Here is a 362-nt window from a genome sequence, read left to right on the forward strand (position 1 = left end):
CGGTCATCGTAGATGATGTCGGCGGATGTCACGAAGTCCAGGCCTCGCTGCAACGGCGTGTGAAAGCCGGCACCCGCGGAGAGCCGAGTACCATCCACATCGCCATCACGGAACGGACCGCGATCGTAATCACCATCAAAGAACCCCAGGCTACCACGCAGAAAAATATGCTCATCCAGAGCAAAGGAACCCTCTGCGGTCAGGGCATCCACGTCCACATCGTTGTCCAGATCCCACCGGTCATAGGCCAACTGCCCATAGGTGTAGGAAAAGCCGTTATCGCGAACCATGGAAGTCTGCTGCTCCGCCATGGCCGGTGCAGAAACAGCCAGGGCAATACCTGACACAAGCAAAGTTTTCTT

General features: G+C 56.6%; 1 pseudogene. It reads right to left on the reverse strand.

The features are described from left to right. A pseudogene (locus tag B3Q33_RS10010) lies at positions 1 to 362 on the reverse strand (hypothetical protein); the annotation flags it as partial.

Origin of the sequence: Alcanivorax sp. UBA3183, from assembly GCF_002364155.1 — a bacterium.
GTDB classification, from domain to species: domain Bacteria; phylum Pseudomonadota; class Gammaproteobacteria; order Pseudomonadales; family Alcanivoracaceae; genus Alcanivorax; species Alcanivorax jadensis.